We start from the raw sequence: 22,613 nt of genomic DNA on the forward strand, positions 1-22,613 counted from the left end.
TCGGAGTATATCCCCCTCAACCGCCCGTCAATGGGCGCAGCTTATCGGGAGGAAGTCCATGCGAAAGGTCGTCGATTTTAAAACAGCGTTGTCATGCGCTCTGGCTGTCGCCATGGCAAGCGGAACCGCGATGGCGGCAGAGGCCAGCCGCGCACCGGCCGGCGACGTCAACGGCGCCGCAGTCGAGGCGATCACGCTGAAAAATGGCGCAGGCGTCTCCGCAAAGATCCTGACCTATGGCGCGACGCTCCAGTCGCTGTCCGGCCCCGGCAAGGACGGCCGACAAGCGGACGTGCTACTCGGCTATGACGACCTCAAGGGCTATGTCGATTTCCCCAATTATTTCGGGGTGACGGTGGGTCGCTATGCCAACCGCATCGCCGGCGGTAAGTTCAGCCTCGACGGCAAATCCTATCAGCTTCCCCTGAACGACAAGGTCAATACGCTGCATGGCGGCGGCAAGGGCTTCGACAAGCAATTGTGGAAGGTCGTGTCGATCAAGAGCGGGCCGAAGGCCAGCCTGGTGCTGGGCCTGACCAGCCCGGACGGCGATTCGGGCTATCCCGGCAAGCTGGACGTGACCGTCACCTACACGCTGGACGAGGCCGGCAACCTTGGCATAGCCTTCGACGCGAAGACCGACAAGCCGACCATCGTCAACATGACCAACCATGCGATCTTCAATCTGGCGGGCGAAGGATCGCCAGATGGCGCCATGGGCCATCTGCTGACGATCCCGGCCAAGGCCTATACGCCGGTCGACGCGAACCTGATCCCCACCGGTGAACTCAAGCCCGTCGAAGGCGGCGTGTTCGATTTCCGCGCACCCCGCCGCGTGGCGGATGGGCTGCGCGACGGCCGCGATGCGCAGATCGTCGCCGGCCGTGGCTACGACCATAATTGGGCGCTGGACAAGGGCGCGACAAAGACCCCGGAACTGGCCGCGCGTCTGGAAGACCCGGTGTCGGGCCGCGTGCTGGAAGTGCTGACGACCGAACCGGGCGTGCAATTCTATACCGGCAATTTCCTCGACGGCACCTTCATCGGCAAGCAGAGCCATGTCTATCGCATGGGCGACGGCATCGCGCTGGAGCCGCAGAAATTCCCCGATGCGCCCAACAAGCCCAATTTCCTGTCGGCCCGCGTCGATCCCGGCAAGCCCTATCATCATGAAATGATCTATCGCCTGTCGGTGGCCCGCTGATGCCCGAATGGCGGCTGATCGACCGTGACGTTGCGGATACGCTGGGGGAGGGGACGCTCTGGTCGGCGCGCGGCAACGCCGTCTACTGGGTCGACATCCTCGCCCCGGCGCTCAACCGGCTTTCGTTGAAGGATGGGGCGCTGGCAAGCGGCGCGGTCGAGCGCTTTGCCATGCCCGAACCGCTGGGCTGGGTCGCGGAGCGTGAGGCGGGCGGCTTCATCGGCGGCTTCCAGAGCGGTTTTGCCGAGATCAGCCTCGATCCGCTGACCATCACCCCCTTTGGCGACCCCGAACCGCATTTCCCCGGCAACCGGATGAATGACGGCAAGGCGGATGCGCAGGGCGCCATCTGGTGCGGCACGATGGACATGGCCGAAGAGCATGATCGCGGCGCGCTCTATCGCCTCGCGCCCGATCGGCGCTGGACCGTAGTGGACAGCGACTATCGCGTGCCCAACGGCCCCTGCTTCTCCCCCTGTGGCCAGTGGCTCTATCATAGCGATACGGCCAAGAAGCAGATGTACCGTTTCCGCCGGACACAGGATGGCGCGATCGAGCGCGAGCCGTTCATCCAGTTCGGCGAGGAGGATGGCTATCCCGACGGCATGACCGTGGATGCGGAAGGGCATATCTGGGTCGCCCATTGGGGCGGCAGCCGGATCAGCCGCTTCACGCCTCAAGGGAAGCTGGACCGCGCCATCGCCATGCCGGCGCGGCAGGTCACGAACATCACCTTCGCCGGCCCCAACCTCGACCGCATGTTCGTCAGCAGCGCGACCGTGGGCCTCGACGATCCGACCGAATTTGACGGCGGCTTCTTCGAGGTGGACAGCGGCGTACGCGGTCTGCCGACCAACCTCTACGCGGGCTGACCTTCATCATCATCGTGTCGATCGGGGCGCGGCTGTCATCAGGCAGCCGCGCCCTTCGCATATCGGCCGCATGCAAATCCGGTTGCACGCTCCCGACGAATCGGCTAGAGCGCCGGGACAACGTTGTCATGCCCTCTCCAAAGTCATGCGATGTTGCGATCCCGGACGGCCCGCTGGCGAACTGCACGCGTCATCAGTCGTCCGGGACGATTTTTTCCGATATCGATAGATCAGTAGCGCGACGGGCGCTCCCGCAAGGCGTCAGCTTTTGCGGCGCAGGCGGCGCAGCAGCGACACGCCCAGAAAGCCGCCGCCGACCACGGCCGCAATCGCCCCGCCGGCGGAGGCCAGCGCCCAGGCACCGGCCGCCAGCAGGCCCGTCAGGAAATCGACGATGATGAGCGTCAGATGGATCATGATAGGGACAAGACGGCGCTAAGCCCCGAGTTCCTTGGCTTCCTGATATTTCAGTTCAAGAAAGCGGTTCTGTGTGGCCAATTTGTCAAGGTCGCCGCTGGCCAGGCTCTCGCTCATCCGGCTGATCTCAGCGTCGATGACGGACAGGCCCTCGACCAGCTGCTTTTCGGGCACGCGGCCATTGCGTTCTTCCCGGCGCAGCGGTTCGGGGATCGACTGATAGCCGGTCACCAGTTCGGGCAGATGGTCGGCCAGCAGCCGGCGGATTTCCTGCGCGGCCGGCTCCTGCTCCCCCAACCGCTCCAGTTGCGGCGCGAGCGTTTCCAGCTTTACGCCGATGCTGTCGACCAGCGTGACGGCGGGGGCGGGCAGGGCCTTGCGCTGGTTTTCCAGCCAGATTTCGGTCTTGAGCGGCAGGGCGGCGAGTTCGGTCTGCGCGAGCGCTTCGGTCTTCACCCGGCCTTCCGTCGGCGCGAGGGCGATCAGCAACACGGCCGCGATCATGACGGCCAGCACGACCATGACGCCGGTCGTACCCAGCGGCAGGACGAAGCCCGCCACCGCGCTGCCCAACAGGATCGCCAGCACCGCCCAGAAGGCATATTTGACCTTCCGCATCAGCCCGGCATTGCGCCGCGCCCGCGCGCGCGTGGACAGGCTCTGCCCTCGCTCGCTATGGCGGCGCAGCACCGCCTCCGCATCGGCCAGCACGCGGTCGGACCGGCTCACAGGTCTTTCTCCAAAATCCGTTCGCCCTGAGCTTGTCGAAGGGCCTCTTCTTTTCTGCAAGAAGGGTAGGGCTTCGACAGGCTCAGCCCGAACGAAAGGAGGGGATACATTTGGTTCACCCCTCGATCGCGCTCAGCAGGGGGTTGTCCGCGCGCACTTCCTTGGCGGCCTGCGCCTGGCCCTCTGCGCGGGCGATATAGCCCTTGGACTTTTCCACCTCGCCCGACAGCGTGTTCACCGTGGTCTTCATATTCTCCAGCGCCTTCAGCTTGAAGGCGTCGATATTGTCCATCGTATCATAGATATTCTGGAAGGCGCGCTGGAGCGTTTCGATCGGGATCGTGCTGCTGGCCGCCTGCTCGTGAATCTGCGCGGTCTGGCTCTTGAGCAACTCGCCGGTCCGGTCGATCATGTTCGCGGTGGTGGTGTTGAGCGCGCTGATCTGCTCCAGCACCAGCCGCTGCCCTGCCAGCGCCTGCGCCACCGTCACTGCCGTGCGCAGCGCCGCGACCGTCGTGGTGCTGGCGCGGTCCACGCCCTTGACCAGTTCGACATTATTCTTCTTCACCAGATCCAGCGCCAGATAGCCCTGCACCGTCACCGCCATCTGCGTCAGCAGATCCTGCGTGCGCTGGCGAATGTAGAACAGCGCGCTTTCGCGGATCGCCTTGGCCTTGGCCGGGTCGGTCGAATCCAGCTCCAGCGCCTTGGATTCCAGCCGCGCGTCCATCGTCTTGCTGATATGGATCATCTGTTCCAGACGACCCATGGTGGCCCACATATTCTGGCGCTCGACGTCGATCGCGGCATTATCCTTGATAAGGACGTCTTTGCCGCTGGCCAGCGATCCCAGGATCGAATTGATATGGCCCTGCGCGCTCTTATAGCCGTCGAAATAGTCGCGCATCTTGTTGCCGAACGGAATGATCCCGAACAGCTTCTTGGGCGCCAGCAGATTGCCGCGCTTGCCCGGATCGAGGTCTTCCACCGTGCGGCGCAGTTCGGCGAGGTCGGCGCCGACCTTGGTATCGCTGTCCATCGCGCGCACCGGGCGATCGAGGAAGCGGTTGGAGTGGCCCGCCGCTTCGGCGATTTCCTTGCGGCCCATATTGGTCAACTGATCGACCCGCGCGCCGAATTCGGGCGAATTGGCGTCCTGCGCGACGAGGTCCGCGATGAAAGCATCGACCTTCTCGTCCAGCTTCGACTTCTTCTCATCCTCGATCGGGACGAGGCCCGCCGCCTTTTCGGGCGCGACAGTCGGCACCGGATCGGGCGGCGTCAGATTCAGCGTATCAGCAGTCGTGGTGGGCGCAGTGGTGGCCATATCGTCTCCAGTCGCCATGAGCGGCTTGCTGTGTAATATGGTAATAATACACTGGGGCGCAAGCCTTGGTCCGGGGAACGATATAGGGCCTCCGGCGATTGCTTGACAATCGCTGGCAATAAAGAAGGCGATTGCTTGGCAATCTTGACCGGAGAGGAAGCTGTCATGGCCAGTCTGAAACCCGTCGCCGACCTCGTCACCCATCGCAAGCCCCGCTTTCCCGGCGAAAGCGCTGCCTATCGCGACGCTCGCATGGCCTTGCTGGGGCAAGAGATAGAATTTCGCCGTCACATGACCTGGCTGGTGGAGCAGCGGCAGGCGCTGCCACCCGGCCCGCTGATCGAAAAAGACTATCGCTTCAAGGATGAACAGGGGTTCGAAGTCGGCCTGTCCGACCTGTTCGGCGACAAGGACGTATTGGTCGCCTATTTCTGGATGTACGGGCCGGAACGCGAGCGGCCTTGCCCCATGTGTACCAACTGGATCGGATCGGTCGATGGTAATGCCGCCGATATCAAGCAGCGGGTCGCCTACAAGATTTTCGGCCGCAGTCCGGTCGAGCGGCAATTCGCCTTCGCGCAGGAGCGGGGCTGGCGCAACACCGACTTCGTCCAGACGATCGGCGACGATTATGCCAATGATCTGGGCCTGCTGACGCCCGACGGCGAATATCCTGCGCTGGTCGTGTTCCGGAAGGATGGCGAGGGCATCCGCCTTTTCTGGATGAGCGAGATGACGGGCGAGATGGCCGATCCGGGGCAAGACCCGCGCGATTCGCCTGATATCGCCGCGCTCTGGTCGATCCTCGACCTGACGCCCGAAGGCCGGCCGGCGGACTGGTATCCGAAACTACGCTATTGAAAAGAGGCGGTGTCGCCACCGCCCCCTTCATCGTTCAGCGCGCGCCCTCGGCGTAGTAACGCTCCATGTCGAGGCGCATCTGGTGCAGCGCCTCCGGGTTCAGATAGACCATGTGGCCCGCCGGATAATATTTGAACTGGAGGTTCTGACGCAGTTGCGGCTCCAGCATCATGTGCTTGAGGTCACGCTCGGTCGAGAAGAAGGGCGTCGCCATGTCGTACCAGCCGTTCAGGGACAACACGCGCATATGCGGGTTGGTGCGCATCGCGGCGCTGAGGTCGGCGGTCACGTCCGCGACATTCTGCTTCCCGCCTTCCGGGGGCGAATGGCTCCAGTCCCATTTGAAGTCGCCGCCTTCGCGCGCGCTCAGGCGGTAGGACAGGTCGGTCTTGTAGCCGATCTTGTTCGTCACCTGATCCAGGAAGCTGCCGACATAGAGGCCGGTGATGCCGGTGCTGGACGGATCATATTCCGGTTCCTCGCCCGCCGCGTCGGCGTCGATGCCCTTGTAGCGGCTGTCGAAGCGGCCGATCGTCTCATGCCCGTCGCGTAGCAATTCCTTGCGGAAGCGGGACAGGCTGACGCGCAGATTGGCGCGCTTCAGATAATCGACCGACAGGCCGGTGAAGCGGCTCAGTTGCTGGGCGATCTGGTCGGTTTCCTGCGCGCTGATGTCCGACCCCTTGAGCAGCGCCGTGGCATAGGCGCCGTTGGCAAAGACGCGGGCTTCCTCGACAAAGGCTTCCAGGCTTTCGGGACGGCCGCCGGGGACGCGATTATGATACCAGGCGGTCGCTGCATAGCTCGGCAGATAGCCGACATGGATCGCGTCGAAGCCCGACTGGCGGATGCCGTAATTCATGATCGACGACAGCAGCACCACGCCGTTCAGCGTCAGCCCGCGATCCTCGAGCTGATAGGCGAGCGCGCCCGACCGGGTCGTGCCATAGCTTTCGCCGAAAATATATTTGGGCGACGCCCAGCGGGCATTCTTCGTCGTGTAGCGGATGATTGCCTTGGCAAAGGCATCCACATCGCCATCGACGCTGTAGAAATCGGACGGCTTGGCGTCGCCTAGGATGCGCGAATAGCCCGACCCGATCGTGTCGAGGAACACCATGTCGGTGCTGCCGATCAGGCTGTCATTGTTCGGGCCGACGTCGAACGGAGCGGGCTTCACGGCTTCGGGATTGCCGGTGCGCACATGCTCCGGCGCAAAGCTGCCCATGCGCAGCCACAGCGAGGAGGAGCCGGGGCCGCCATTATAGAAGAAGGTGACGGGGCGGTTCTTACCCGCCGCCGTATAGGCGGTGTAGAACATGCTCGCGACCGGCTTGCCTTTCTCGTCGCGGATGGTGAGCGTACCGGCGGTCTGGGTATAGGGGATGGCTTTCCCATCGACGCGGGCGGTGCCCTTGCTGCTCTGGGTCACTTCCTCGACCGGCGCACTGGCCCAGTTGGCCGCGACCTCTTCGGCGACCTTGTCGGCATGCTGCTTGGCGGCGTCGGGGCCATCCTTCTGCGCGAGCGCAGGGGAGGCGAGGGCGATCAGGGAGGCGAAGCAAAGCGTGGCGGCAAACCGCATGGGGTAAAAGCTCCTTGCTAGGATATGGTATATTGTTGGCGACGGCGCGCACCATAGAAAGGTCGGCCGGTGGGGCAAGGAGATATTGCGCTGTTGTAAAGCAAGGGGGTGAACCATGCTGTTACCGTCATCCCAGCGAAGGCTGGGATCTCAGGCCACGTAGCGCTACGCCGCGTGCGATCCCAGCCTTCGCTGGGGTGACGGATGGTGGCAGCACCCCCTTTACCCCACGCGCAGCCCTTCGATCACCGCCGCCACATCGTCATCGCTATTATAGACATGGGGCGAAAAGCGGATCGCCGCGCCGCCGCCGATCTTGGACGCAGCGGTCGCGATCTTCGCCTGCCACAGTTTCGCACGCAGGGCCGGCACATCGCGGCCGGGGAAGGCGACCGTGATGACCGGGCCGGTGATTGCATCCACGCCGCTGCCGAACGGTTTCGCCCCCGGCACGGCGGCCAATGCCTGCCGCATCGATGCCGCCCGCTGCCGCGCCGCCTGCTCGATCGCCGGCTGTCCCACACCGTCCAGCACATCCAGCGTCGCGGCGAAGGCCATCAGGCGCGGATCGTCGCGCTGGCCCAATATCTCATATTTCTGCGCGGTGTTGAGGTTCGCCGGATCGGTCAGCCAATAACCATGGCTCATCATGATCGGCTGGAGTTCCGCCTGTCGCTCGCGCCGGACATAGAGCATCCCGCCCTCCAGCGGCCCCATCAGCCATTTATGCGTGCTGCCCGAATAGCTGTCGACGCCCAGCGCGGCGAGGTCGAGCTGCATCCAGCCAAAGGTCTGCGCGCCATCGGCGTGGAGCCAGATATTCTTCGACCGCGCCAGCTTCGCGATCTCGGCCACCGGATAGACGATGCCGCTGATATTGCTCATGTGCGACAGGAAGATCGCCCTGGTATTGGGCGTCACGGCGGCGGCGATGCTGTCGAACAGTTCCTGCGCCGACTGCGCCTCGACCGGGACCGGCACGACATGCAGGTCCAGCCCCTCGCGCTCCGCCCGCAGCTTCCAGCTGTCCCAGGTGGACGGATGATTATGGTCGGTCAGGATGATCCGGTCGCCGGCCTTCAGCGCCAGTCCGCGCACCGCGACCGTGTTCGCCTCGCTACTATTGCGGACCAGCGCGATTTCCTGCGCCGTGACGGCGAGCCGCTTGGCCAGCCGTTCGCGCAGCGCGTCGGCGGCCCTGGGATAAAGCGCGCGCCGCTCGACCGACGGGTCCGTCTGGAACGCGCGGGTTTCGCGTTCATGGATCGCCGCCACGCTGCGGAAGGTCGGCGCGATGTTCGCCGCGTTGAAATAGCGGATCGCCGGATCGAGGATCATCGCCTCGCGCAGCGCGGGTTTGCCCGCTGCGCTCAGCATATCGGGCGTCAGCGCCAAGGGGGCGGCGATCGCAGCGGCCTGCATAAGGGTCCGGCGGCTGATGAGCGGGCTGTCGGTCACGCATGTCTCCTTCTTGGGCAGAAGGATGGACGGATCGGGCAGGGCGATCCGCCATCTGCCCGTTACCCTTGCCGCAACGCATCATTTCCTGTAGGGGCGCGCCCGATAGTCCTGGACAGGCACGGTGCCGGCCGGGAAACCCGATCCCAAAGGCAGATTCATGTCCCTGCGTAATATCGCGATCATCGCGCACGTCGACCATGGCAAGACCACCCTTGTCGACCAGCTTTTCCGTCAGTCCGGTACCTTCCGTGAGAACCAGCGCGTCGAGGAACGCGCGATGGACTCGAACGACCTGGAAAAGGAACGCGGCATCACCATTCTGGCGAAGCCCACCTCGGTCGAATGGAACGGCACGCGCATCAACATCGTCGATACGCCCGGCCACGCCGACTTTGGCGGCGAAGTGGAGCGCATCCTTTCGATGGTCGACGGCGTGATCCTGCTGGTCGACTCGTCGGAAGGCGCGATGCCGCAGACGAAGTTCGTGACCGGCAAGGCGCTGGCGCTGGGTCTGAAGCCCATCGTCGTCGTCAACAAGGTCGACCGCCCCGACGAGCGCATCCAGGAAGTGCTGGACGAAGTGTTCGACCTGTTCGTGACGCTGGATGCCAATGACGAACAGCTCGACTTCCCCGTCCTCTACGCGTCGGGCCGCAATGGCTATGCCAGCGAAGATCCGCAGCGCCGCGAAGGCACGCTGGAGCCGCTGTTCCAGAAGATCGTAGACCATGTGCCCGCGCCGTCGCTGGATCAGGATGCGCCGTTCAGCTTCCTCGTGACTTTGCTCGACCGCGACAATTTCCTCGGCCGTATCCTGACCGGCCGCGTCCAGTCGGGCGTGGTGAAGGTCAACCAGCCGATCCACGCGCTCGACGCCGAAGGCAATGTGATCGAAACCGGCCGCGCGTCGAAGATCATGTCCTTTCAGGGCCTGGACCGCGTGCCCGTGGATGAAGCCAAGGCTGGCGATATCATCAGCCTTGCCGGCCTGACCGTCGCGACCGTGTCGAACACCATCGCCGATCCGCAGGTCAACACGCCGATCAAGGCGCAGCCGATCGATCCGCCGACCCTGTCGATGCGCTTTGCCGTGAACGATTCGCCGATGGCGGGCCGTGAAGGCAGCAAGGTGACGAGCCGCATGATCCGCGATCGTCTGGCCCGCGAAGCCGAATCCAACGTCGCCATCAAGGTGACGGAATCGGACGACAAGGACAGCTTCGAAGTCGCCGGCCGTGGCGAACTCCAGCTTGGCGTTCTGATCGAAACCATGCGCCGCGAAGGCTTTGAACTCGGCATCTCGCGTCCGCGCGTGCTGTTCGGCGAAGACGAAAATGGCGGCAAGACCGAACCCTATGAAACCGTCGTCATCGACGTGGACGATGAATTCTCCGGTACGGTCGTCGACAAGATGAACATCCGTAAGGCGGAAATGACCGACATGCGCCCGTCGGGCGGCGGCAAGACCCGCATCACCTTCTCGGCGCCCTCGCGCGGCCTGATCGGCTATCATGGCGAATTCCTGTCCGACACGCGCGGCACCGGCATCATGAACCGCCTGTTCGAAAAGTACGGCCCCCACAAGGGCAAGATCGAAGGCCGCAAGAATGGCGTGCTGATCTCGAACGGCGCGGGCGAAGCCAATGCCTATGCACTGGGTCCGCTGGAAGAACGCGGCATTCTGTTCGTCGGCGTGGGCGAAACGCTGTACGAAGGCATGATCATCGGCGAAAATGCCAAGCCGGAAGACCTCGAAGTCAACCCGATGAAGTCGAAGGCGCTGACCAACTTCCGCGCCAGCGGCAAGGACGACGCCGTCCGCCTGACCCCGCCGAAGAAGGCGACGCTGGAACAGGCCATCGCCTATATCGACGATGATGAAATGGTCGAAGTGACGCCCAAGACCATCCGCCTGCGCAAGCGCTTCCTCGACCCGAACGAGCGCAAGCGCATGAGCCGCGCCAAGAGCGCCTGATTTTTCAGGACTGACAATGTATGAAAGGGCCGGTGTCGCAAAGGCGCCGGCCCTTTGCTTTTGAACAGGAGCCATCACCATGGCCGATCTCTATTTCAAGGCGCTCAACAGCGAGCGCAAGGCGCTCTGGGCCGAATGCCGCCTCAAGGGCCTGGCCAAGGACACGCCCCAGCGCCAGCGCATCGTCGAAATCGACGCTCTGCTCGCCGCGCATAAGGCGAAGCAGGACGGCAAGAAGGGCGGCTGAAATCCTAACAGCGATTTTTGCAAGACAGACGCAATAAGCCTTCCTATCCTGCTTCCCCTCACCATTCAGGGGAATGCCGATGGAATATATGCTCTTGCCATTGAAGCGCTATGCCGACTTTTCGGGCCGCTCGCGGCGCAAGGAATATTGGATGTTCGCCCTTGGTTATATTCTGCTCGCGATCATTATCGGTGTTCTGGCCGCCGCGACGGGTGGTTTCAGCGAAGGCTCGCCGTCCGGCCCCTTCTTCTGGTTGCTGATGCTGCTGATGCTGGGGCTCATCATTCCCTCGCTGGCGGTGCAGGTCCGTCGGTTCCACGATCAGGACAAGAGCGGCTGGTTCGTCCTGCTGAACTTCATTCCCTATGTCGGCGGGTTGATCGTGCTGGTCTTCATGTGTCTGGACGGGACACGTGGCGAAAACCGTTTCGGCCCGGACCCCAAGCAGACGGCGGCCGATGTCGCCGACATATTCACCTAAGCCTTCGCCATCCGTACGGGCGCGTCCCGCACATTATCATTCTGCCATGGCCGGCGCGGTGGACAACCGCGCCGGCCATCTGCATTGCACCTGTCGCCCATATCGTGCGAATTCATGTCCAGCGTGAACCGAATCATAACGGCTGGTTCGCAAGCTAAGGGAAGGCGTGGGGCCTTTCGATGCCGGTCGATGTCGCAGACCGGAGGCGCACGCAGGAGGAATGAAGACGTGGCGGAAACCCTTCCGGCCTTGAGCGAGGGGGAAAAGCAGTGCCTGCGGCTGGTGGCGCAGGGCTTCAATTCCAAGGAAATCGCGCGCAAGCTCGAAGTGTCGGAGCATACGGTCGACCAGCGCGTCCGCACCAGTTTGCGCAAATTCGGCGTGCCATCGCGCAAGGAAGCCGCGCGCCTGTTCGTTTCGGTCGTGGAACAGCCGCCCCAAAGTGACACATATCAGCCTTTGATATATCAACCGGAGCCGCTTGCCTCCGATCCCGAACCTGCGTCATCCCTTGTTCAGCCGGACAGGCCGGATGCGCAGACGGAGCCTGATACGCTTCTGCGCCGCATCCTCGCCTTCGGCCCGCCGCTCGGGGGATCGACCAATGAACTGAGTAAAGATGGCCGCATATTGGCGATGATCCGTGCCGCGGTACTCACCGGGGTCGGTGTCGTCACTCTGCTGCTGCTCATTGCCGGGGCCTTTACGGTCCTGGGCTGATCCATCCGAACATCGCTACGCCGAACAACGCACCGCCGGGCTAGGGTTGGTGCGAAGGAGAAGACTTGTGCTCAACCTCGACCCCATCAAGACCCAGGCCGTCGCCGATCAGACCCGCCAGGCTTTCGCCGCTTTCGACAGCGCGCTGGTCGATGCCGCGCAACTGACCACGGCCTTCCTCACCGCGTCGCAGGGTTCGGGCCTGACCGCCAGCGAAAGCCAGCGCATCCTGAAGCAAATTCACGACAGCGCGACCAAGATCATCGAGGGCCGCAGCGACATGATCCGCGCCACCGCGCTGCTGACCCGCTGCCTCGAACATAGCGCCATTCCGGTCACGTCGGTCGGCTGCCCGATCGGCCTGGAACTGGAACAGCAGGAAACGGCGCGCCACCTGACCCTGGTCGCCTGACGAAAACCCGCTAATCAACAGACCCGAGCAGGTGGTCCGGTGCAATCGCATCGCCCCTGCTCAGGTGGAGGCCACCGCGTCCGCATGACCTTTGCCCCCCCTCTCAATCGGAAATGTGGATGACGGTGGCTTCCTTCTGGCTGACCCTTTTCTTCTGGATGCTGACCGGTTTCGGCTGCGTCTTTGCTGTTGTCTTCGGCGGCCGGGACGGCCGGTGGTTCACCGCCGCCTTTCTGGGCTGCGTCCTGCTCACCATCCCGGCGCAACTGGCCGGGTCGTGGCACGCGACCCAGATATGGCTGATGCTGGTCGACGCCCTGCTGCTGGGCTGCCTCATCTGGCTGATGATGCGCAGCAATCGCTACTGGCCGATCTGGGCGACGGCCAGCCAGCTGATGACTGTATTGACCCATGTGGTGACGATGATGCTGCCCGGCTTTTCGGAGCGCATCTATGCCGGGCTCAGCACCGTCTGGGTGATCCCGCTACTGCTCTTCACCATCATCGGTATCGAACTCGACCGGAAAAAGATCAATGACCGCGCATATCCCGCCTGACCGCCACCTGCCGAGCCAGGAAGCGGTGGACCTGGTGGTCGCGCTGCAACGCTGCCTGACCAACTTCCACGCCCGCAAGGAAGAACCCGCCATCCTGGACGGGGACGGCAATGACCAGCTTCCCGCCCTTGCCCGCTATCTGGAGGCCCGCCGCGTGCGGGCGATGCTGTTCGGGCAGAATCTCTTTTCGGACCCGGCCTGGGACATATTGCTGGCCCTCTATCAGGCGGAACTGGAGGGCGGGGCGCTGACGCTGGAGCAATTGAGCGAGACGCTGCGCCTGTCGCTCAGCGTCGTCGTGGGGCAGGTCGGCACGATGGAACGGCGCGGCCTGCTGGATGAGCATCGCAGTTCCCCCAACAGTCGCCGTCGTCGCGCGATCCGCCTGTCGCCGCTCGCGATGGACGCCATGGCCTCCTGGTTCTCGCTCGCCTTCGAGGAGTGAGGCGGGGCGCCTTAGCCCTGCCGTGCCAGCGGCAGGGTCACGCTCGCGCGCAGCCCGCCCTCGGCCCGGTTGGCAAAGTCCAGCCGCCCGCCATGATCGTCTGCAATCCGCCGGGCGATCGCCAGGCCCAGTCCGACCCCGCCGGTTTCCCGGTTGCGCGATGCCTCGCCGCGATAGAAGGGCTCGCACAACCGCTCGATTGCCTCGTCAGGCACACCCGGCCCGTCATCCTCGACCGCCACCGTCACCCGCCCCCCGGCGACATCCAGCGCGATCCGCGCCGAACCGCCATAGCGCACCGCATTTTCCACCAGATTGGCCACGCAGCGGCGCAGCGCAACGGCATCGCCGCGGATCACCGCGCGGGTGCTGCGCGTGACCGCCACATCCTGCCCCATATCGGCCAGATCGTCCGCCAGCGTTTCCACGATCGCGCTCAGGTCCACCCGCACATGGGCGGCGGCGTCGCCCTGACCGCGCATAAAGTCGAGCAGGTCGGTAACCATTGCCCGCATTTCCTCGACATCCGCCTGCGCCTTGGCGCGCGGGCCGTCGGGCAATGCCTCCAGCCGGAAGGAAAGCCGGGTCATCGGCGTGCGCAGGTCATGCGCAATTGCAACCAGCATTGCCGTGCGTTCATTGAGATAGTCGGCGATCCGGGCGCGCATATGATTATAGGCGGCGCCGACCGCGCGCACCTCCGGCGGGCCGGTCAGCGGCAGCGGATCGGCCCGCTCCGGCCGCTCGGTCGCTGCGCCCTCGGCCAGTCGGCGGATCGGCAGGGTGATGCGCCGCGCTACCCAATAGGCCGGAAGCAGCAGCAGGATGAAGATACCTGCCATCAGCGACAGGGTGATGGCGTACCAGTGCAGGTTGGCGCCCTGGCGCGCCTGCACCACCTGCCAGCCATCGTTCGTGCGGTGCGCCAGCAGGGCCGACCCGTGCAGCATCATCCGTTCAGGGTTGAAGCCCGGCTGGGGCCAGGATTTCCGGTCGGGGTCGGGCATACGCATCGGTGGCTGTTCGCGCAGCACGCGGACATCTGCGGCACGCGCGCCGATCAGGCCGGCAATCTGCGCTGCCATGGCCCGATCCTCCATCTGGCCCGCCTCCATCAGCGGCGGCGGATCGGACCGGTAGCGCGTCACGGTCCAGCTGCCGGTCGGGACGGTGCCGCCCTGCATCAGCGCGGCGGCCTCGCCCAGCATCATCGGTCGGGCATGGGGCGGGGGGCCGCGAAAGGCGACCAGCATCATCGCGCCCAGCGCCAGCAGCAGCGTCGCCGCGACCAGCGCGACGATGCGCGTCAGGATGGACGGGTTGGGCGGCGTCAAACCGGGCGGACCTCGGCCGTGAACATATAGCCTTCGTTGCGGATGGTGCGGACCAGTTCGTCCGTCCCTTCCGTCCGTGCGCCCCGCTCCAGCTTGCGGCGCAGGCGGCTGACCTGCACGTCGATCGCCCGATCATAGCTTTCGCTCTCGCTGCCGGCCGAATAGTCGAGCAGCTGGTCGCGGCTCAGCACCCGGCGCGGATGCTCGATAAAGGCGCGCAGCAGGCGGAACTCGCCATCGGTCAGGGTCACGACGACATTGTCGGGATCGGTCAGCAGGCGCGCGCCCATGTCGACCTGCCAGCCGGCAAAGCGCAGGCGCTTGCCGTTGGCGTCCGGCGTTTCGGCCACCTGCCGCCGGTGACGGCGCAGCACCGTGCGTACGCGCGCCAGCAGCTCGCGCGGGTTGCAGGGCTTGGGCAGATAATCCTCCGCCCCCATTTCCAGGCCGACGATCCGGTCGATGTCGCTGCCGATCGCCGACAGCATGATGACGGGCAGGCCGCCCCGCGCCGACAGGCGGCGCAGGATCGACAGGCCATCCTCGCCCGGCATCATCACGTCCAGAACGGCGATGTCGAACTCCTGCGTCGCCATCGCCTGATCCATGCTGGCGCCGTCCGGCACCGCCGTCACGGCAAAGCCGTGCTGCTCCAGGAAATCCGACAGGAGCGTGCGGATATCCGCATCGTCGTCGACAACCAATATGCGTGAACCGTCCATGACGGCCAGCATATCGGCACAAAGCGCCTCCTGCAAAGTCATCCCGCTCCTTCCTTCAGATTGCCAGACCCACCGTGACGGTGCCGGTGAAGCCGTTGGTGATGTCGCCGGTCATCGTCGGCGTCATCGCCGCGACCTGCGCCGATGTGTTGTCGCCGAACACATTGTCGCTGCTGGTGGTGATCTTGGCGAAATTGGTCTTGCTGCTGCTATAGCCGCTGGTGGCATAGACCGTGTTGCAGGCGTCGGTCGGCATCGCGAACTGCGACGTCAGCACCCGGTTGGCATAGCTGGTCGCGCGCGCCAGGCTGGGATAGACCTCGAAATGGATATGCGGGTAGCGCCCGTCATAGCAGCCGGGGAAGATGCTGGTGAAGGTCACCTGCCCATTGGCATCGGTCACGCCTACGCCGCGCAGATAATTTTCGCCCGGCACAGTATAGAGCGAATAGAGGCCGTCGCGGGTGCAGTGCCAGATATAGACGGCATAGCCTTCCAGCGCGGCGCAGCCGCTGTTCACATTTACGACCGTCAGGGTCAGCGTCATGGTGATGCCCGCCGCCGTGCCGCTGGACGATCCGAAGCTCGACCGGATGTCGGTGCGCACGATGCCGGTGTCGTCCAGCACATTGACCACGCTGCCATTGCTGCTGTTCGATCCGTCGGCCGGATAGGGGCCGTTGGTTTCTTCCGGATCGGCGATGCAGGTGCCGGTGGGTGTCGGGGTTGGCGTCGGCGTGGGGGTAGGCGTCGGGGTCGGCGTGGGTGTCGGAGTCGCGGTCGAATCGCTCGAAGACCCCGATCCGCCGCCACAGGCGCCGATCAGCGCCGCGCCGCTCGCCGAAAAGAGCAGCCGCAAGGTCCGCCGCCGCCCGATCTTCTCCCGCGCCAGTGCGCGCATCTGTTCCAGATCGTGCATCAACCCATGGTCGTGCGCGTCATCCATGTCAGCCATCTACCCTAGTCCCTCTTGTCTTGTGTAAAGACCCTCAAGGACCGTCCCTAGGCGCGCCATGTCTCCGGCCGATTGCCCAATGTAGCGGCTTTGTAGCAGTAGGACGGGTAGGAAAGGGAAGGCAAACGGGGCTGGCCTCCAGGCGTCGGGGGCCATATAGTCGCGCGGTTTGTCATTTCCCGCGAAAGCGCTTCATGCATCTTCTTATCGGCCTCGCCGGCATTCTTCTCATTCTTGCCATCGCTTTCGCCCTCTCGTCCGATCGCCGCGCCATCCGTCCGCGCGTCGTCGGCGCGGCCTTCCTGTTGCAGGCGGGGATCGCGGTGCTGGTCCTCTATGTCCCGGCCGGCCGGGCGATCATCGGCGGCATGTCGCACGGCGTCGCCAATCTCTTGAGCTATGCGCAGGCGGGCACCGACTTCATCTTCGGCCCGCTGGCCAAGCCGGAAATCGGCGGGGCCAGCTTCGCCATCGCGGCGCTGCCGGTCATCATCTTCTTCGCCAGCCTGGTGTCGATCCTCTATTATCTGGGCATCATGCAGTTCATCGTCCGCTGGGTCGGCGGCGCGATCGAGAAGGTGACGGGCGTGTCGAAGGTCGAAAGCCTCTGCGCCGCCGCCAATATCTTCGTGGGACAGAGCGAAAGCCCGCTCGTCATCCGCCCTTATCTCGCCGGCCTCACCCCGCCGCAGCTCTTCACCGTGATGACCAGCGGCATGGCCGGCGTCGCGGGCACCATCCTCGCCGCTTATGCCTCGATGGGGATCAAGATCGACTATCTGCTCGCGGCCAGCTTCATGGCGGCGCCCGGCGGCCTGTTGATGGCCAAGATCATGATGCCCGACGTACCGGAGTGCGAGCCGGAACTGCCGCTGGAAGACGATATCCACCTGCCCGAAACGCGCCGCAGCGCGGCGGTATCGCAGGCGCTGAACGCGGAAACCACGCCGGGCGAGCCGATGCCGGTCGCCACCCATGACGAGGAAAAGCCCGCCAACATCATCATGGCCGCGGCGCAGGGCGCGCAGACGGGTGTCAAACTTGCAGTCGCGGTCGGCGCCATGGTGCTGGCCTTCGTCGCGCTGGTGGCGCTGGCCAATGGCATATTGGGCGGCATCGGCGCCTGGTTCGGCTATCCCGACCTCAGCTTCCAGATGCTGCTCGGCTATGTCTTCTCGCCGGTCATGTATCTGCTCAACATCCCCTGGAACGAGGCGCAGGTGGCCGGCGGCCTGTTCGGTACGAAGGTCGTGCTCAACGAATTCGTCGCCTATATCAACCTGGGCCAGGTGCAGGGCGCGCTGTCGCCCGCGACCATCGCCATCATCACCTTCGCGCTGTGCGGCTTCGCCAATTTCAGCTCGATTGCGATCCAGATGGCGGTGACAGGCAACCTCGCCCCCAATCAGCGACCGATGATCGCGAAGCTGGGGCTGAAGGCGCTGGTCGCCGGCAGCCTGGCCAATCTGATGAGCGCGGCGCTGGCAGGATTGATGCTCAGCCTCTGACCGGGGCGGTCGTGACGGCCCGGTAACGTTACCCCTACCGCCGCCGATGCAAATCGGTTATGGTTAACCCATGGGGGCAAAGCATTTTTTCCTGGCCGCGTTGGCGGCACTCGGCTCGACGGGCGCATTGGCCGTACATGCGGCTGCGCCCGAAGCGATCAAAAGCCCGGCGGGTCCGAAACCCGGCACGCTGGAAACCTACAAGGACTGGACCATCGGGTGCGACAATCGCAACCGCTGTGAAGCCGTGTCGCTGCTGCCCGAAGGCGGCGAATGGCCCGACAGTCCGATCATGGTCGGCGTGGTCCGCGACGCCGGGCCGGACGGGGCCGCCGAAGTCTGGGTCAGCCGCGATGCCAAGGGCGGCGGCGAATTCAGCTTCCATGTCGATGGGCGCAAGGTCGCCAGCGCCATGAGCCGCGATGGCGACGCCACGCTGCGCGGGCCGCAGGCGTCGGCGCTGGCCATCGCCATGGCGCGCGGCAGCGTGCTGGAGATCAAGGCGGGCAACCGCTCGCTCGGCAAGCCGTCGCTGGCCGGATCGGGCGCGGCGCTGCGCTATATGGACGCGCGGCAGGGGCGGGCGGGCACCAGCACCGCGCTGGTCGCGACCGGCGCCATGGGGCCGATCGCCGTGCGCGCCGCGCCGACCGCTCCCACCATCCGCCGCGCCCCGCTGCCGGGCACGAGCGCGCCCGCCGCGCTGTGGCGGGAAGAACTGACCGCGATCGGCAAATTCACCGGCTGCGCCGAGGAGATGAAGGGCGCCGAGCCGCCCCAGCTTTACCGCCTGTCGAAGGGTGAGACGCTGATCCTCGTCCCTTGCGGCAGCGGCGCCTATAATTTCACCTCCATCCCCGTGATCGCGACCGGCGACCCCGGCCGCCGCGCCTTCCGTCTGGCCGGCTTCGACATGAAGCCGGGCTGGAGCGAGGAGGAGGCGCGGCCGATGCTGGTCAATGTGGGTTGGACCCCTGACAAGCTGCGGCTCGACAGCTTCGCCAAGGGGCGCGGGCTGGGCGATTGCGGCGGCAGCGAAGCCTATGTCTGGGACGGCACCCGCTTCCGCCTGATCGAGGCGACCAGCATGGGCGAATGCCGCGGCGCCTGGCACTGGATCAGGACATGGTCGGCGCAGGTGACGGAATAAATCTGTCTTCCAAGGCAATATCCGCAATCGCCTCACCCGATTTTGCAATGGAATCTGAACGTGGCGCCGCCATATCGGTGCCATGATCCAGCCGCTGCGCCAATCCGCCCCATCGTCCAGCCCCTCCAACCTGCCGGAGACGATCCGTGCGGTCATCTTCGACATGGACGGGACGCTGATCGACACCGAAGCGGCGCACCGTCGCGCTTTCGCGGAAACGGGCGAGGCGATCGGCTGGCCGATGTCGGACGCACTGCTCCTGTCCATGGTCGGCATCCATCGCGACGAAAATGAGCGAATGCTGGCCGCGCATCTGGGACCGGACTTCCCGCTCGCCCGCTTCTACGCCGACAGCGACGCCCTGTTCGAGGCGGCGGTCGATGCCGGCATCCCGCTGCGCCCCGGCGCGCTGCTGCTGCTCGATCATCTGCGACAGGCCGGCATCCCCATGGCGCTCGCCACCTCCACGGCCGCGCCCTATGCGCAGCAACGGCTGGAAAAGAGCGGCCTGCTCGATTATTTCGACGTCATCGTCACCCGCAGCGACGTCGACCAGCCCAAGCCGCACCCGGAACCCTATCTGCTGGCCGCGCAGCGGCTGGGCATCGACCCGGCCGATATCGTCGCGGTGGAGGACAGCCATGCCGGCGTCCGATCGGCCGTGGCGGCGGGCATGGCGACGGTGATGGTCCCTGATTTGCTGCCCCCGACCGAAGAACTGGTGCTCGCCTGCGCGCAGGTGCTGCCCAGCCTCACGGATTTGCGCGATTTGCTGCTGGCGACGGGGTAGGGTGGGAATGAGATGGTCCGGTTTCGCGCCGGAGGCGCTTATATTTGTTCGCGCAGAGGCGCAGAGATCGTAGAGCAGCTTCTCGCTTTCCCTCTGCGGCCTTTGCGCCTTTGCGCGAAATTCTTTCTGATTTTAGATTCACGCGGAGGCGCGGTGAAATCTCCGCGTCTCCGCGCCTCCGCGTGAACATTCTGGCCTTTGCTGTCGCCTCAGCGAAGATCCGCTTCTGGTCGTCAGCCGACCTTCATCATCATGCCAGCGAAGGCTGGCATCTCAGGCAGGCGCGCACTCCGCTAACGGATAGCGCAAGGTGGCCCGCCTCCTTCTACTATCGCCTGAGACCCCAGCCTGCGCTGGGGTGACGGCTATGGGGCAGATGGGAAAGACCGCGATACGTCCGCGCCTGACCACCTCTTTCCAAGATCCTCCCTCTACCCCGCCTCCGCCAGCACCAGCGCAAACAGGCCCTCGTCATCCATCCACTCCGTCGCCGGCTCCCATCCGCCGGCGCGCAGCAGCAGGCGTTCGTCGCGCGCGCCATATTTGTGGCTGCTTTCGGTATGGATCGTCTCGCCCGCGTCCATGTGGAAACATTGCCCCGCGACATGGAAATGCAGCGGCCGCCGTGCCTCCAGATGCATTTCGATCCGCGCCTTCTCGTCATTCCAGACCGCGCGATGGGCAAAGCCCTCGACCGGCAAATCGCCCTCCAGTTCGCGGTTGATCCGCGCGATCAGGTTCAGGTTGAAGGCGGCGGTCACGCCCTGCGCATCGTCATAGGCGGCGATCAGCCGGTCCCGATCCTTGATCCGGTCCATGCCGATCAGCAATTGCGCATCATCGCCCAGCAGGCGGCGCATCGCGCGCAGCAGGTCCACCGCCGCGTCCGGCTCCATATTGCCGATGGTGGAGCCGGGAAAGAAGCCGAGCCGGGGCATCCCCTCGATCGCGGCGGGCAAAGCGAGCGGCCGGTTGAAGTCGCCCACCACCGGCAGCACCGGCAGGGCGGGGAAGGCCTGCGCCAGTTGCGCGCTGCTCGCATGGAGAAAGTCGCCGCTGATGTCGATCGGCACATAGGCGGCCGGTGCGATGGCGCGCAGCAAATGCGGCGTCTTGCGGGAACTGCCCGCGCCAAACTCCACCACTGCCCGGCCGGGGCCGATCGCGGCGGCGAAATCCGGGCCATGGTCGCGCAGCAGTGCGGTTTCGGTGCGGGTGGGATAATATTCGGGCAGGTCGGTGATCGCCTCGAACAGTTCCGACCCGCGCCGGTCATAGAACCAGATGGGCGGCGTCGCCTTGGGGCTGCGCGACAGGCCGTCCATGATGTCATGGCGAAAGGCCGGGTCGATGGCGTGGTGCATCGCGGGGGCGTCGTCGGTCAGCAACATGGGGCTTACAGATCCTTGGCCAGCCGCAGCCCGGTGAACTGCCAGCGTTGATGGGGGTAGAAGAAATTGCGGTAGCTGGCCCGGCCATGGCCGCGTGGGGTGGCGCAGCTGCCGCCCTTCAGCACGAACTGGCCGGACATGAACTTGCCATTATATTCGCCGACCGCGCCCGGTGCCGCGCGGAAGCCGGGATGGGGGCGATAGGCGCTGCCGGTCCATTCCCACACATCGCCGAACATCTGGGTCAGGCTGGTCCCCGCTTTGGCAGGGCGGGGCTGGGGACAGGCGGGGCCGTCCAGCTGGTTGCCGCTGATCGCGGCGACATTTTGCGCCGCACATTCCCATTCCGCCTCGGTCGGCAGGCGCGCGTCGGCCCAGCTGGCATAGGCGTCGGCCTCATACAGGCTGATATGGGTGACGGGGGCGGCGGGATTGACCGGCTGGCGCCCGTCCAGCCCGAACCGGGTCCAGCCCTGCTCCCCCTGTTTCCAGTAGAGCGGCGCGTCGATCCCTTCGGCCTGCACCCAGGCCCAGCCGTCCGACAGCCAGTGGGCGGCCGTGCGATAGCCACCATCCTCGATGAAGGTGATCCATTCGCCGTTGCTAATGGGTCGGTGCGCCAGCGCATGCGGGCGCAACACCGCCTTGTGCCGTGGCCCCTCGCAATCGAAGGCGAAGGCGCTGCGGCCATCTTCGCCCACTTCCACCAGCCCCTCGCGCCCCTCGATCCAGTGGAGCGGGCCGGGCAGGTCGACCGGCACGGCGCTGGGCGCTTCGAACAGGGCCGGCTCCAGCGGGTTGAGCGAAAAGAGGTGGAGCAGGTCGGTCAGCAGCAATTCCTGATGCTGCTGCTCATGATGCAGGCCCAGCGTCACCAGCGCGCGCGCCGCCTGCGGCAACATGCCCAGCGCATCGATCAGCTCCGCGTCGACATGGGCGCGATAGGCATAGATATCGGTCAGCGACGGACGGGTCAGCATGCCCCGCAGCGGCCGGGCATGGCGCGCGCCCTCCGCCTCATAATAGCTGTTGAACAGAAAGGCATAGCGCGGGTCGAACGGGCGATAACCCGGCACATGATCGCGCAATATGAACGTCTCGAAGAACCAGCTTACATGCGCCAGATGCCATTTGGCGGGCGATGCATCGGGCATCGACTGGACGGTGGCGTCGGCGTCGGACAGCGGGGCGGTCAGCGCCTGCGTCAGCGCCCGCACCGTGCGATAGCGCTCTTCCAGGTCGTCCTGATGGGCCTCTGTCCAGCTTCTTGCCATGCCTGCCCTTTCCGATACGGTTGGCCGCTCTCGAAAGGACAAGCGCATGAAGGCGGCCGGGGGTTCCGGCCGCCTTCATAATGACTTGGGCTAAGAGACTGTTTGGAAATGCGCGGAAGAGCGCATTTTCGATGCGGCACCGGCCCGCGCCCCCACCCGACCACCCATCAGGATACCATGTCTGGGCGGTCGGGTG

23 protein-coding genes are annotated in these 22,613 nt (G+C 64.9%); 13 read left to right on the top strand and 10 right to left on the bottom strand.

What is annotated here, in order from left to right; genetic code table 11:
* Nucleotides 1-58 precede the first annotated feature (58 nt).
* Both ACNHGR_RS16720 and ACNHGR_RS16725 read left to right on the top strand, forming a co-directional pair.
* Entirely contained in the window at nucleotides 59-1,204 is a 1,146-nt protein-coding gene (locus tag ACNHGR_RS16720) for an aldose epimerase family protein (protein WP_475287520.1), read from the top strand.
* Nucleotides 1,204-2,076 carry an SMP-30/gluconolactonase/LRE family protein gene (locus tag ACNHGR_RS16725; protein ID WP_475287521.1) on the top strand — a complete coding sequence of 291 codons (873 nt, stop codon included), beginning with the start codon at nucleotides 1,204-1,206 and terminating at the stop codon, nucleotides 2,074-2,076. The genes ACNHGR_RS16720 and ACNHGR_RS16725 overlap by 1 nt, the downstream gene beginning before the upstream one ends.
* A 261-nt stretch (nucleotides 2,077-2,337) precedes the next feature.
* Here ACNHGR_RS16725 and ACNHGR_RS16730 read toward each other — a convergent pair whose 3' ends face one another.
* The 3 genes from ACNHGR_RS16730 to ACNHGR_RS16740 form a co-directional block, all read right to left on the bottom strand.
* Entirely contained in the window at nucleotides 2,338-2,493 is a 156-nt protein-coding gene (locus tag ACNHGR_RS16730; RefSeq protein WP_184269576.1) for a hypothetical protein, read from the bottom strand.
* 18 nt (nucleotides 2,494-2,511) lie between these two features.
* Nucleotides 2,512-3,222, bottom strand: coding sequence for a hypothetical protein (locus tag ACNHGR_RS16735; protein ID WP_475287524.1), 711 nt, complete (start codon nucleotides 3,220-3,222; stop codon nucleotides 2,512-2,514).
* Nucleotides 3,223-3,337: 115 nt separating this feature from the next.
* Nucleotides 3,338-4,549: a toxic anion resistance protein gene (locus tag ACNHGR_RS16740; protein ID WP_184269580.1), complete on the bottom strand. Its 1,212-nt coding sequence runs from the start codon at nucleotides 4,547-4,549 to the stop codon at nucleotides 3,338-3,340.
* Nucleotides 4,550-4,714: 165 nt separating this feature from the next.
* Here ACNHGR_RS16740 and ACNHGR_RS16745 point away from each other — a divergent pair, with 165 nt between their 5' ends.
* Nucleotides 4,715-5,410, top strand: a complete 696-nt coding sequence (locus tag ACNHGR_RS16745; RefSeq protein ID WP_475287526.1) for a DUF899 family protein — start codon at nucleotides 4,715-4,717, stop codon at nucleotides 5,408-5,410.
* Nucleotides 5,411-5,444: 34 nt separating this feature from the next.
* Here ACNHGR_RS16745 and ACNHGR_RS16750 read toward each other — a convergent pair whose 3' ends face one another.
* Together ACNHGR_RS16750 and ACNHGR_RS16755 are read right to left on the bottom strand one after the other, a co-directional pair.
* Entirely contained in the window at nucleotides 5,445-6,995 is a 1,551-nt protein-coding gene (locus ACNHGR_RS16750; protein WP_475287528.1) for a S10 family peptidase, read from the bottom strand.
* Nucleotides 6,996-7,217: 222 nt separating this feature from the next.
* A complete protein-coding gene (locus tag ACNHGR_RS16755) occupies nucleotides 7,218-8,453 on the bottom strand; it encodes an aminotransferase class V-fold PLP-dependent enzyme (protein ID WP_475287530.1) in 1,236 nt (411 codons plus the stop codon).
* A 160-nt stretch (nucleotides 8,454-8,613) separates the two neighbouring features.
* On the opposite strand from ACNHGR_RS16755, the gene typA reads away from it, so the two are divergent.
* The 7 genes from typA (at nucleotide 8,614) to ACNHGR_RS16790 (ending at nucleotide 13,293) form a co-directional block, all read left to right on the top strand.
* Complete coding sequence (gene typA, locus ACNHGR_RS16760; RefSeq protein WP_475287532.1) at nucleotides 8,614-10,431, top strand: translational GTPase TypA; 1,818 nt, start codon at nucleotides 8,614-8,616, stop codon at nucleotides 10,429-10,431.
* 79 nt (nucleotides 10,432-10,510) lie between these two features.
* Nucleotides 10,511-10,678, top strand: coding sequence for a hypothetical protein (locus tag ACNHGR_RS16765; protein WP_184269590.1), 168 nt, complete (start codon nucleotides 10,511-10,513; stop codon nucleotides 10,676-10,678).
* 79 nt (nucleotides 10,679-10,757) lie between these two features.
* Nucleotides 10,758-11,159, top strand: a complete 402-nt coding sequence (locus ACNHGR_RS16770) for a DUF805 domain-containing protein (protein WP_475287534.1) — start codon at nucleotides 10,758-10,760, stop codon at nucleotides 11,157-11,159.
* Between the two features lie 228 nt (nucleotides 11,160-11,387).
* The gene (locus ACNHGR_RS16775; protein ID WP_184269594.1) at nucleotides 11,388-11,879 is read left to right on the top strand and encodes a helix-turn-helix domain-containing protein; all 492 of its coding nucleotides are present in this window, start codon (nucleotides 11,388-11,390) and stop codon (nucleotides 11,877-11,879) included.
* Between the two features lie 67 nt (nucleotides 11,880-11,946).
* Nucleotides 11,947-12,291 (top strand): hypothetical protein, encoded by a 345-nt coding sequence (locus ACNHGR_RS16780; protein ID WP_056687147.1) that lies wholly within the window; start codon nucleotides 11,947-11,949, stop codon nucleotides 12,289-12,291.
* A 119-nt stretch (nucleotides 12,292-12,410) separates the two neighbouring features.
* Nucleotides 12,411-12,848 carry a hypothetical protein gene (locus ACNHGR_RS16785; RefSeq protein WP_475287537.1) on the top strand — a complete coding sequence of 146 codons (438 nt, stop codon included), beginning with the start codon at nucleotides 12,411-12,413 and terminating at the stop codon, nucleotides 12,846-12,848.
* On the top strand, nucleotides 12,826-13,293 hold the full coding sequence (locus ACNHGR_RS16790) for a MarR family transcriptional regulator (protein ID WP_184269598.1): 468 nt from the start codon (nucleotides 12,826-12,828) through the stop codon (nucleotides 13,291-13,293). Before ACNHGR_RS16785 ends, ACNHGR_RS16790 begins: the two co-directional genes overlap by 23 nt.
* Before the next feature lie 11 nt (nucleotides 13,294-13,304).
* On the opposite strand, the gene ACNHGR_RS16795 is transcribed toward ACNHGR_RS16790, so the two are convergent.
* Genes ACNHGR_RS16795 through ACNHGR_RS16805 form a run of 3 tightly spaced genes read right to left on the bottom strand, consistent with a single transcriptional unit; the run spans nucleotide 13,305 to nucleotide 16,304 of the window.
* Nucleotides 13,305-14,627: an ATP-binding protein gene (locus tag ACNHGR_RS16795; protein ID WP_475287539.1), complete on the bottom strand. Its 1,323-nt coding sequence runs from the start codon at nucleotides 14,625-14,627 to the stop codon at nucleotides 13,305-13,307.
* A complete protein-coding gene (locus tag ACNHGR_RS16800) occupies nucleotides 14,624-15,391 on the bottom strand; it encodes a response regulator (RefSeq protein ID WP_184269600.1) in 768 nt (255 codons plus the stop codon). Before ACNHGR_RS16800 ends, ACNHGR_RS16795 begins: the two co-directional genes overlap by 4 nt.
* A gap of 13 nt (nucleotides 15,392-15,404) precedes the next feature.
* Complete coding sequence (locus ACNHGR_RS16805; protein WP_184269602.1) at nucleotides 15,405-16,304, bottom strand: intradiol ring-cleavage dioxygenase; 900 nt, start codon at nucleotides 16,302-16,304, stop codon at nucleotides 15,405-15,407.
* 194 nt (nucleotides 16,305-16,498) lie between these two features.
* On the opposite strand from ACNHGR_RS16805, the gene ACNHGR_RS16810 reads away from it, so the two are divergent.
* From ACNHGR_RS16810 to ACNHGR_RS16820, 3 genes are all read left to right on the top strand, one after another.
* Nucleotides 16,499-17,812 carry a NupC/NupG family nucleoside CNT transporter gene (locus ACNHGR_RS16810; RefSeq protein ID WP_475287542.1) on the top strand — a complete coding sequence of 438 codons (1,314 nt, stop codon included), beginning with the start codon at nucleotides 16,499-16,501 and terminating at the stop codon, nucleotides 17,810-17,812.
* A gap of 70 nt (nucleotides 17,813-17,882) precedes the next feature.
* Nucleotides 17,883-18,962 carry a DUF1176 domain-containing protein gene (locus ACNHGR_RS16815; RefSeq protein ID WP_475287544.1) on the top strand — a complete coding sequence of 360 codons (1,080 nt, stop codon included), beginning with the start codon at nucleotides 17,883-17,885 and terminating at the stop codon, nucleotides 18,960-18,962.
* A gap of 82 nt (nucleotides 18,963-19,044) precedes the next feature.
* Entirely contained in the window at nucleotides 19,045-19,752 is a 708-nt protein-coding gene (locus tag ACNHGR_RS16820; RefSeq protein ID WP_475287545.1) for an HAD family hydrolase, read from the top strand.
* A gap of 431 nt (nucleotides 19,753-20,183) precedes the next feature.
* Here the strand turns inward: ACNHGR_RS16820 and egtD are convergent, their stop codons facing one another.
* The gene (egtD, locus tag ACNHGR_RS16825) at nucleotides 20,184-21,143 is read right to left on the bottom strand and encodes an L-histidine N(alpha)-methyltransferase (protein ID WP_475287547.1); all 960 of its coding nucleotides are present in this window, start codon (nucleotides 21,141-21,143) and stop codon (nucleotides 20,184-20,186) included.
* A 5-nt stretch (nucleotides 21,144-21,148) separates the two neighbouring features.
* Nucleotides 21,149-22,417 (bottom strand): ergothioneine biosynthesis protein EgtB, encoded by a 1,269-nt coding sequence (egtB, locus tag ACNHGR_RS16830; protein ID WP_475287549.1) that lies wholly within the window; start codon nucleotides 22,415-22,417, stop codon nucleotides 21,149-21,151.
* Nucleotides 22,418-22,613 lie beyond the last annotated feature (196 nt).

The organism is Sphingobium sp. RS1 (assembly GCF_056156825.1).